The following is a 9,580-nucleotide window of genomic DNA, read 5'->3' as shown; positions in this document are numbered from 1 at the left end:
CCCGCCCGCCGAAGCCGAGGCAAACTTCTACGCGGCTCTGGAAACTGAAGCCATGGCCGCGTAACTAAACCAAATCAGCCTCCGGCAAACCCGGCGCGGTTCAATCTCACGCTTGATGGTTGTCCACAGCGCACACCATACAGCAGCGCCCGTCAGCCACGAGTCGGCGGGCGATCTGTGTCCGAAAGCTCCTGCCGCCTACAATCTGGCAATAAAATCTATGCTTAGATGGTTGAGGTCGGTCTAAGTGTTTGAAATTAAATGGTCGGAGCGGCGGGATTCGAACCCACGACCCCTAGACCCCCAGTCTAGTGCGCTAACCGGGCTGCGCTACGCTCCGAACAAGGCAATCCCCTATATAACCCGCTCACATGGTGCAAGTACTTTTTGCATCCGCCGCCGTTTCATGACCTCGAGGCCCAGCAATCCACAAGGGAACCGCGGGGTCGAACAGCGCCCCTTCCCCTCCTACCCATCGGCGCGCGGGTCACCGTGCCCGAGGCCCGCGCCCCGACACAGTCGCGAATCAGGCTTGGCCGGACGGTCCAGAGCGGCCCTGCCCTGGCGGAGGTTCGTTCAACCGCCGGACACATCGGCCCTCCGGCCGACTGCGGGACCCCACCGTGTTGCGGGCGGCTTTGACAGGGCCGGAGCGGCTGGAGCAATTGTTTTGTCACAGTTCAGGACGGAATACCGGTTCCACGTTTCCAGGAACTGCTCAAAGAGCTGCATGGAGACTCTGAATTGCCCCGGCCATTCGTGTTTTCGCGGCTCCGATCCAGGAACCGGAGCCGCATTATCCTGAATTTCGCAGCGACGGCGGGTTACCGGATCGACACGAAATCCGCCGCGTAACGCAACTCGCGCATAGGACGGACGCGATTTGTCGTCTCCTCGTAGATCGGATGGGCCTTGTAGGCGGCCAGCGCCTCCTCGTTGGCGAACTCGGCGTAGACGATCACGTCCACGTCGTTTGCATACAGGTCAACCTTCCGGTTGATACCGATCTCAAAGAAGTCGCTGTGGGGGATTTCGGCCAGCTTCCACAGACTTTGGGCAATCCGGTCCACGTCCTCGGGATCTCGGGCGGAAAAGAAAACGATGTGACGGATCATGAAAACTCCAATGCAATGCGTCTTCCGGGCGTCCCGGCTTGTCCAGGCCTCCTGCCCGTCAGGGCTGCCTTCAAGATTCCTGCCGCCCGGGTCCTGCCTGCCTTTGCAGCCCGCATGGCGTGGCTAGGGCATGCCTCCCCGAAACTGACACAAGGCTTCGCGGTTCCCGAAGCCTCGCCAGTAGACTCACGAACTCGAAGGCGCCCGCGAGGGGCGCCTTATGGTCTCATCGGATGAAATCATCAATACGCCGGATGGTGACGCGGCGGTTCTCCCAGCTCTCGTAGGGCGTCTGGACCAGCAGGAACTGCTTGCCATAACCGACCGTGTCGATCGCGTGGGACGGCAGGCCGTAACGGCGAACCAGCACGCGCTTCAGCGCTTCGGCGCGGCGCTCGGACAGCCGCAGGTTATACTCTTGCGAGCCCACAGCGTCGGTGTGCCCCTCGATCAGGAAGCGCGCCCCACGACGGGTGCGCAGGATGCGCTTGAGCGCCGACGCGATGCGCTCAACCTTGGAATACTGGGATGGGTCGATCTCGGCAGAGTCGTACTGGAAATTGATCGCCTGAATGTCGATCGACGGCGCGCGGCGGCGCAGGTCGGGACGACGCTTGAACTGTTCGATGGTGACCCGGTCCTCGGGACGGATGCGCTCGCGGGGTGCAGCCTCCAGACGGCGGAGAATCATCCCCTCATCCGGCATCCTCGGCTGCGCCAGAGCTGCAGCCGGCGCCATCGTCGCCGCAGCAAACAGGAACAGAGCATTGCGCCTATTGATCATGGTGTGCCTCCTTGAAACGTGCCGGCACCATGCAGCAGAAGACCTGAAAGTAACGTGAATATTACAGTCACAAACCGTTCAGATTGCACGCAGGACGTTTGGCGGATTGCGACTGCGGGGAGACAGAACCGCCCCCGCGCAGAACTCCCGTCCGATGTGGTCCGCGGCGCACTAACGGAAGAGGATCCTGGCCCGCTCCTCGTCGGACAACGGCACCTCCAGCACTTCCCTGCGGCTCACCGGCACGAAGCCCATCTTCTGGTAGAGCGGCAGGGCGGCAGGATGGTCGAGCGTACAGGTTTCCACAGAAACGAACTTCGGACCGAGTTCCCAGGCGCGGCGGATGGCGCAGCCCAGGAACCAGCGGGAAAGCCCCTTGCCGATCGCATGGGACATGAGGCCGAAGAGCATCAGCCGGCATTCCTGGCCGCCGTCCATCCGGAGCAGCTCGAAGAAGCCCGCCGGAGCGCCGTGGATGTAGAGAACATGGACCTCGCGCGCCGGGTCGGCCAGGCGCTCGCGAAGATCCTCGTCGTCGAGGCGGAGGGCGGCCGTCCAGTGCCAGTTGCGGCCAACCCGATCGTAAATGTAGCGATAGAAGTGCAGCGGTATCTCACGGCACTTGAGCAGCGCAAGCTGGAAACCCAGCGGGGCGTGGGGATAGCGCTCCGGCGGGCGGTGCATCTGCAGATGGGTGACCGTTACCCGCAGCCCTTCCGCGTCGGACATCACTTTTCCCCTGTCACCACCGGCGTATCGGGCTGGGCGCCCCACTCGCTCCAGGAACCGTCATAGAGCCGTGTGCCCTTCGCACCGACGGATTCGAGGGCAAGAAAGATGACCGCGGCCGTGATGCCGGAGCCGCACGAGGTCACCGTCGGCTTGCTGAGATCGAGACCGGCCGCCGCCAGTTTCTCGCGCAGCTTGTCCACCGGCAGCAGCTCGCCGTTTTCCGAGAGCGTGTTGAACGGAACGCTTACGGCTCCCGGCATGTGGCCGCCGCGCAGGCCAGGCCGTGGCTCCGGTTCCTCACCCGTGAAGCGGCCATGGGAACGGGCGTCCGCGATCTGCGCGCCGTTCTCCACGAGCTTGCGCATCTCGTCGAGGAAAACCACCTGGCTCTCGTCGAAATGGGCGATGAAGGCGCTGCCGGCGATGGGCGTGGGTTCGTCGGTGACAGGCCGGCCCTCAGCTTTCCAGCGATCGAAGCCGCCGTCAAGGATAAAAACTTTCCTGGCCCCCAAGACGCGGAACATCCACCAGGCGCGCGGGGCCGACATCAAGCCCGGACCGTCGTAGACGACAATCGTGTCGTCGGCGGAGATGCCCATGGCGCTGGCAAATCGCTCGAACTGGCGCGGATGCGGCAGCGTATGGGGATATTTCGACTCCGGATCGCAAATCAGCTCGTGATCGAAGAACACGGCACGGGGGATATGCCGTGCGTTGTACTCGGCCTCGGCATTGCGGCCCTGGGACGGCAGGTACCACGAGGCATCGACGATCGAGACGCCCGGCGTGTCCAGGTGTTGCTCGAGCCAGTCAGGCGATACCACGAATCGGCTTTTCTCACTCATATCCACACCCTGATCTCAGCGGATGTACTTCCGGCAGAAGACTGGATTTGATCTGCCACGGCAAGCACTAAGTGGACCGTGCGGCCATCGGACCCCAGATCAGACCGCCGACACGATCCACTGACGCGCCATCAGGATGCCGGCAGCGGGCCGAAGCGCAGACGGAAGCGGCGGTTCTCTCTGCCCTTCTTCTCGATCTTGCCGATGTGAATCTCGCCGACCTCCGAGGTTCGGGCGACATGGGTGCCGCCGCAGGGCTGGCTATCGACCGACGAATCCTCGCCGATGCAGACGAGGCGAATGCGCCCTGCCCCCATCGGCGGCCGGACGTTCTTGGACTTCACCAGCGTCGGGTTGGCGCGCAGGTCGTCGTCGCTTATCCAGCGGGTGAAGACCGAATGGTCTCCGTTCACCAGCTCCATGATCCGCTCGGTGACCAGCTCGCGCGTGTAGGTCGGATCGGGGATGTCGAGGTCAACGCGCGACTCCTCCTCGCCCACGGCAGCGCCCGTGATCGGGAACGGGCAGACGACGCTCAGCAGATGGCAGGCCGTGTGCATGCGCATCAGCCGGTAGCGGCGATCCCAGTCGATGAAGAGCTTCACGCTTTCCCCAACCCGCGGCATAGCCGAGCCCTCGGCCGGAACGTGAAGGATGTCTTCCTTGGTCTCCCCGGTGACGGTGGTGGCGATGGAAATGCGCGAGCCGTCCTCGCGCACGAAGTGGCCAGTGTCGCCCGGCCGGCCGCCCGAGGTGGCGTAGAAGATCGTGCGGTCGAGCACGATGCGGCCATCCGGGGTGATACCCGTAACGACGGCGTCAAGGGTTTTCAGATATGGTTCCTCACGAAAGACCGTTTCCGTTGGCATGCGGCGTCCCCTTGCAACGGGACAGGACGATACGGTCATCCCTCGTGCTTGTTAAGGCCCATAATGCACACCGGTTTGGGCCATGCCCTACAAATGAACGTATTTCGCGCTTGCGAAATACTGCTTAATCGGCGATGGATTTCGCCCAAACGTTGCCGCCGTACCGGAGTGAGGATGAAGGGCGGCAATCGTTGGATCACATGCGGGAGTGAGCCTCTGATGAAAAGCCTTGTGACCGTGTTCGGCGCCGCAGCGATCACGCTGGCGTCGGCCAATGCCGCCCTGAGCGCGCGCACCGATCTCGTCATCGGCGTCGTCCTGGAACCGCCGCACCTTGACCCCACGGCCGGCGCCGCCGGGGCGATAGACGAAATCCTCTACGCCAACGTCTTCGAGGGCCTGACCAGGATCGGACCGAACGGCGAAGTGCTGCCCGGCCTGGCTGAAAGCTGGGAGGTCTCCGAAGACGGCAAGGTCTACACGTTCAAGCTGCGCGCCGGGGTGAAATTCCATGACGGCACGACGTTCGACGCGGAGGACGTGAAGTTCTCGCTCGACCGCGCCCGGGCCGAAGATTCCGTCAATGCCCAGAAGGTGCTGTTTTCCGCGATCGACACCGTGGAGGTGGTCGATCCGCTCACCGTGAAGGTCACGCTCAAGCGCCCGCAGGGCTCGTTCCTTTATAACATGGGCTGGGGCGACGCGGTGATCGTGGCACCGGAGAGCGCCGAGACCAACAAGGAGAAGCCGGTCGGCACCGGTCCCTTCCGCTTCGACCGCTGGGCCAGAGGCGCATCGGTGACGCTCGTCCGCAACCCCGACTATTGGGGCGAGCCGGCGGCGCTGGAAAAGGCCGAGTTCCGCTTCGTGCCGGATGCTGCGGCAGCCGTCCCCGCCCTGCTCTCGGGCGATGTGCAGGCCTTCCCGAATTTCCCGGCGAGCGACGCGCTCGAACAGATCAAGGCCGACCCGCGCTTTGCCGTCGTCATCGGTTCGACGGAAGGCGAGACCATCCTGGCGATGAACAACGCCAAGGCTCCGTTCGACAATCTCAAGGTGCGCCAGGCCATCTCCCATGCCATCGACCGCGAGGAAATCATCCTTGGCGCGAGCAACGGGCTCGGGCAGCCGATCGGCTCGCACTTCTCGCCGGCGAACGAGGCCTACGAGGATCTGACCGGGCTCTATCCGCATGACGCGGAGAAGGCGAAGCAGCTGCTTGCCGAGGCCGGCCTTGCGGACGGCTTCTCGGCAACCATCAAGCTGCCGCCCACGACCTACGCCCGCGTCGGCGGCGAGATCGTGACGTCGCAGCTTGCCGAAGTCGACATAAAGCTCGAGATCATCCCGATGGAATGGGCGCAGTGGCTCGAGCAGGTCTTCACCAACAAGGACTTCGACCTCACCATCATCTCGCACACTGAACCGAACGACATCGATATCTACGGCCGCGACGGCTACTATTTCGGGTACAACAATCCGGAGTTCAAAACCGTGATGGCGGAACTCGACGCGACAGTCGATCCGGAGAAGCGCAACGAACTGTACCGCAAGGCGCAGCGCATCATCGCCGAGGATGCGGTGAACGCGTTCCTGTTCCAGCTGCCGAAGGTGGGCGTCTGGGATGCGAAGCTCGTCGGAATGTGGGAGAATTCGCCCATTCAGGCGAACGATCTGACGAAGGTGCGCTGGACGGACTAGTCCTGCGCCAGAACACCACCAGCGAGGGCGCGGCGTAACACGCTCATGGCCAGCTACGTCACAAAGCGACTGTCGATCGGGCTCGTCACGCTGCTCCTCGCATCCGTGGTGGTGTTCGCCGTGCTCGAAATCCTGCCCGGTGACCCCGCCCGCATCATGCTGGGCATGAACGCGAGCCCCGAAACCGTGGCGACGCTGCGGCAGGAAATGGGCCTCGACCAGCCCGCGCCGCTGCGCTACCTCGACTGGCTCGGCGGTCTCGTCACCGGAGACCTCGGGCGCTCCTACACCTATTCGACGCCGGTGATCGAACTGGTGCGCGAACGGCTGGCCGTGTCGCTGCCGCTGGCGCTGATCTCGCTTTTCCTTTCCACGGCCGTCGCCATTCCGGTCGGCGTCTTCGCCGCCTCGCGCAGCGGGAAGCTCAGCGACACGATCGCCATGGGCACGGCGCAGATCGGCATCGCGCTGCCCAACTTCTGGCTGGCGCTGTTGCTCGTCTATGTCTTCGCGGTGGGGCTGCAATGGCTGCCCTCGGGCGGCTTTCCCGGCTGGAGCAATCCGTTGCAGGCCATCAAGGCACTGATCCTGCCCGCCATCTCACTTGCTCTGCCGCAGGCGGCGATCCTTGCGCGCGTCACCCGCTCGGCGATGATCGAGACCCTTGGCGAGGACTTCATCCGCACGGCACGCGCCAAGGGCCTGCCGCGGCGCAAGGTGCTATGGCGGCATGCGCTAAGGAACGCGATGATCCCGGTGCTCACCATCCTCGGCCTGCAGTTCTCGTTCCTGCTCGCCGGCACGATCATCATCGAGAACGTGTTCTACCTGCCCGGCCTCGGGCGGCTCATTTTCCAGGCGATCAACCAGCGCGACCTGATCGTGGTCGAGGGCGTCGTCATCCTGCTGGTGGCCAGCGTGATCCTCATCAACCTCGTGGTCGACATTTGTTACGCGCTGGTCGATCCGCGCCTGAGGACCGGCCGATGACAATCGAGACGCCCATATTCACGCCGGAACCGGAAAAGCACGTGCTGAGGCGGGCGCTGTCGCGGCCTTCCTTCGTGATCGGCCTCGCGATCACGCTCGCCGTCGCAGTGATGGCCCTGGTGTCGCTGTTCTGGACGCCCTACGACGTGACACGAGTGGCGGTCGCCGGTCGCATCCAGGGCTTCTCCTGGGCGCATCCGCTCGGCACCGACCATCTCGGGCGGGACATCCTGTCGATGATCATGCTGGGCGCGCGCAATTCCATCGCCGTGGCGCTGGTGGCGGTCGGCATCGGCATGGGTATCGGCGTTCCGCTCGGCCTCTGGGCCGCCGCCAAAGGCGGCTGGATGGACGAGGTGCTGATGCGCGCCAATGACGTGATCTTCGCGTTCCCGTCGCTGCTGTCAGCGGTGATGATCACCGCCATCTTCGGTCCCGGCGCTGTGAATGCCATCATCGCCATCGGCATCTTCAACGTGCCCGTCTTCGCGCGGGTGGCGCGCGGCGGGGCACTTGCCATCTGGCCGCGCGAATTCATCCTGGCCGCGCGCGCCTCGGGCAAGGACGGACTCAAGATCTCCATCGAGCACATTCTGCCCAACATCGCGAACCTGCTGCTCGTGCAGGCCACGATCCAGTTCGCACTTGGCATCCTCGCCGAAGCCGGCCTCTCCTATCTCGGGCTTGGCGCGCAGCCGCCGATGCCCTCCTGGGGACGGATGCTGTTCGACGCGCAGACGCGCATCGCCATCGCCCCTCACCTCGCCATCATCCCCGGCATGGCAATCGTGCTTACCGTCCTCGGACTCAACCTTCTCGGCGACGGGCTGCGCGATGCCATCGACCCCAGGCAGAGGCGCCCGCGATGAGCCTGCTCGATATCGAAAACCTGCATGTCTTGCTCGGGGATCTGCCGATCCTCAAGGGCATCAGCCTCGCGATCAACCCGGGCGAGATCGTCGGGCTGGTGGGCGAGTCCGGCTCCGGCAAGTCGATGACGGCGCTCAGCGTCATGAAGCTCCTGCCCCATGGCATGACGGCCACCGGCCGCGTCAACCTCAACGGCGTGGACATCCTCGCCGCTCCCGAGACCGCCATGAACCGCCTGCGCGGCGCGGAAATCGCAATGGTGTTCCAGGAGCCGATGACGGCGCTCAATCCACTGAAGACCATCGGCGAGCAGGTGGCGGAGGGAATCCGTTGGCACACGGGCGCGAACCGCCCTGACGCGGAGGCGCACGCGCGGGCGATACTCGACCGTGTCGGCCTGCCGGAAAGCCGGTTTCCGCTCAACCGCTATCCGCACGAACTGTCGGGCGGCCAGCGCCAGCGGGTGGTGATCGCCATGGCCTGCGCGATGAAGCCGAAGCTGCTCATTGCCGACGAGCCCACCACGGCGCTCGACGTCGTGATCCAGGCACAGATCCTCGACCTGCTGAGAGAGTTGGTGGAGGAGCAGCAGATGGGCCTGCTGCTCATCTCGCACGACCTCGCGGTCGTGGCGCAGCTTGCCGACCGGATCACCATCGTGCGTCATGGCGAGGTGATGGATTCCGGTCCGGCAACGGAAATCCTGCGGGAACAGCGCCATCCCTACACACGCCAGCTCGCGGAAGCCTCCATGCACGTGCCGGCGCGGGCGAAGGTACCGGAGATTGCGCCGGAGGCCGAACCGCTGCTGGAGGTGAAGAATGTCAGCCGCCACTATCCGCTGCGGCGAACGTCGTTGTTCGGGCCGCGCAGGAGCTTCGCTGCCGTTCAGGATGTGTCCTTTTCCATGCACCAGAAGCAGTCGGTGGCGCTTGTCGGCCGCTCGGGCTGCGGGAAGTCGACACTTGCGCGCATGATCCTGGCGCTCGACAGGCCGACGGCGGGATCGGTGTTTTTTCGCGGCACGGATCTTGCCGACTGCACAGAACCGGAGCTCAAGGAGATACGCCGCGACCTGCAGGTGGTGTTCCAGGATCCTTACGGCTCGTTCAACCCGCGCCACCGCGTGGAGCGGCTGGTGGGCGAGCCGCTGCATCTTCTGGGCAAGCGCCTGTCGGCGCGGGAGAAGCGCGACCGCGTGGCGGAAGCGCTGGAACAGGTGGGGCTTTCTCCCGCCGACATGGACAAGTATCCGCACGAGTTCTCCGGTGGCCAGCGGCAGCGGCTGTCGATCGCGCGGGCGATCATCACGCGGCCGAAGCTCATCGTCGCTGACGAGCCCGTATCGGCACTCGACGTCTCAATCCGCGCGCAGATCCTCGACCTGTTTGCGGAACTCAACAGCAGGCTGGGTCTCGCCTATCTCTTCATCACTCATGACCTCACCGTGGCGCGAGCGATCTGCGACGTGACCATGGTGATGCACGAGGGGCGGATCGTCGAGCGCGGCCCCACCGAGGACGTGCTTGTCTCGCCGAAGACGGAACCGGCTCGCGCGCTGGTCGCCGCCGCCCCGGACCTGACTCAGGCCCTCAACAGGCGGCTGCAAGGGACTCGGGCGTAAGAGGATTTTGCTCTCGAACTTCGTTCCGGCTTCAAGCTGGACACATTCCC

Annotated in this window: 9 protein-coding genes and 1 tRNA gene; 4 read left to right on the top strand and 6 right to left on the bottom strand. The window is 64.3% G+C overall.

Translation table 11 applies throughout. The features are described from left to right. Positions 1-262: 262 nt before the first annotated feature. The 6 genes from ABD906_RS09775 to ABD906_RS09750 form a co-directional block, all read right to left on the bottom strand. Positions 263-340: transfer RNA gene (locus tag ABD906_RS09775), tRNA-Pro, on the bottom strand. 484 nt (positions 341-824) lie between these two features. Further along, positions 825-1,115 (bottom strand): Dabb family protein, encoded by a 291-nt coding sequence (locus tag ABD906_RS09770; RefSeq protein ID WP_345099235.1) that lies wholly within the window; start codon positions 1,113-1,115, stop codon positions 825-827. A gap of 226 nt (positions 1,116-1,341) precedes the next feature. Continuing rightward, entirely contained in the window at positions 1,342-1,899 is a 558-nt protein-coding gene (locus ABD906_RS09765; protein WP_165278468.1) for an OmpA family protein, read from the bottom strand. A 171-nt stretch (positions 1,900-2,070) separates the two neighbouring features. Then, positions 2,071-2,628, bottom strand: coding sequence for a GNAT family N-acetyltransferase (locus ABD906_RS09760; protein ID WP_345099234.1), 558 nt, complete (start codon positions 2,626-2,628; stop codon positions 2,071-2,073). Continuing rightward, a complete protein-coding gene (sseA, locus tag ABD906_RS09755; protein WP_345099233.1) occupies positions 2,628-3,476 on the bottom strand; it encodes a 3-mercaptopyruvate sulfurtransferase in 849 nt (282 codons plus the stop codon). Before sseA ends, ABD906_RS09760 begins: the two co-directional genes overlap by 1 nt. A 131-nt stretch (positions 3,477-3,607) precedes the next feature. Then, entirely contained in the window at positions 3,608-4,345 is a 738-nt protein-coding gene (locus tag ABD906_RS09750; protein WP_345099232.1) for an alanyl-tRNA editing protein, read from the bottom strand. A 219-nt stretch (positions 4,346-4,564) separates the two neighbouring features. On the opposite strand from ABD906_RS09750, the gene ABD906_RS09745 reads away from it, so the two are divergent. Genes ABD906_RS09745 through ABD906_RS09730 form a run of 4 tightly spaced genes read left to right on the top strand, consistent with a single transcriptional unit; the run spans position 4,565 to position 9,530 of the window. Beyond that, positions 4,565-6,046, top strand: coding sequence for an ABC transporter substrate-binding protein (locus ABD906_RS09745; RefSeq protein ID WP_165278637.1), 1,482 nt, complete (start codon positions 4,565-4,567; stop codon positions 6,044-6,046). Positions 6,047-6,091: 45 nt separating this feature from the next. Beyond that, positions 6,092-7,036, top strand: coding sequence for an ABC transporter permease subunit (locus tag ABD906_RS09740; protein ID WP_165278472.1), 945 nt, complete (start codon positions 6,092-6,094; stop codon positions 7,034-7,036). Then, positions 7,033-7,905: an ABC transporter permease subunit gene (locus ABD906_RS09735; RefSeq protein ID WP_165278473.1), complete on the top strand. Its 873-nt coding sequence runs from the start codon at positions 7,033-7,035 to the stop codon at positions 7,903-7,905. Before ABD906_RS09740 ends, ABD906_RS09735 begins: the two co-directional genes overlap by 4 nt. Then, positions 7,902-9,530 carry an ABC transporter ATP-binding protein gene (locus tag ABD906_RS09730; protein WP_345099231.1) on the top strand — a complete coding sequence of 543 codons (1,629 nt, stop codon included), beginning with the start codon at positions 7,902-7,904 and terminating at the stop codon, positions 9,528-9,530. Before ABD906_RS09735 ends, ABD906_RS09730 begins: the two co-directional genes overlap by 4 nt. The last annotated feature ends 50 nt before the right edge of the window (positions 9,531-9,580 follow it).

The sequence above is a fragment of the Chelativorans composti genome (genome assembly GCF_039541695.1).
In the GTDB taxonomy this organism is placed as follows: Bacteria; Pseudomonadota; Alphaproteobacteria; order Rhizobiales; family Rhizobiaceae; genus Chelativorans; species Chelativorans composti.
This window is presented reverse-complemented; position numbering and strand designations above follow the sequence as displayed.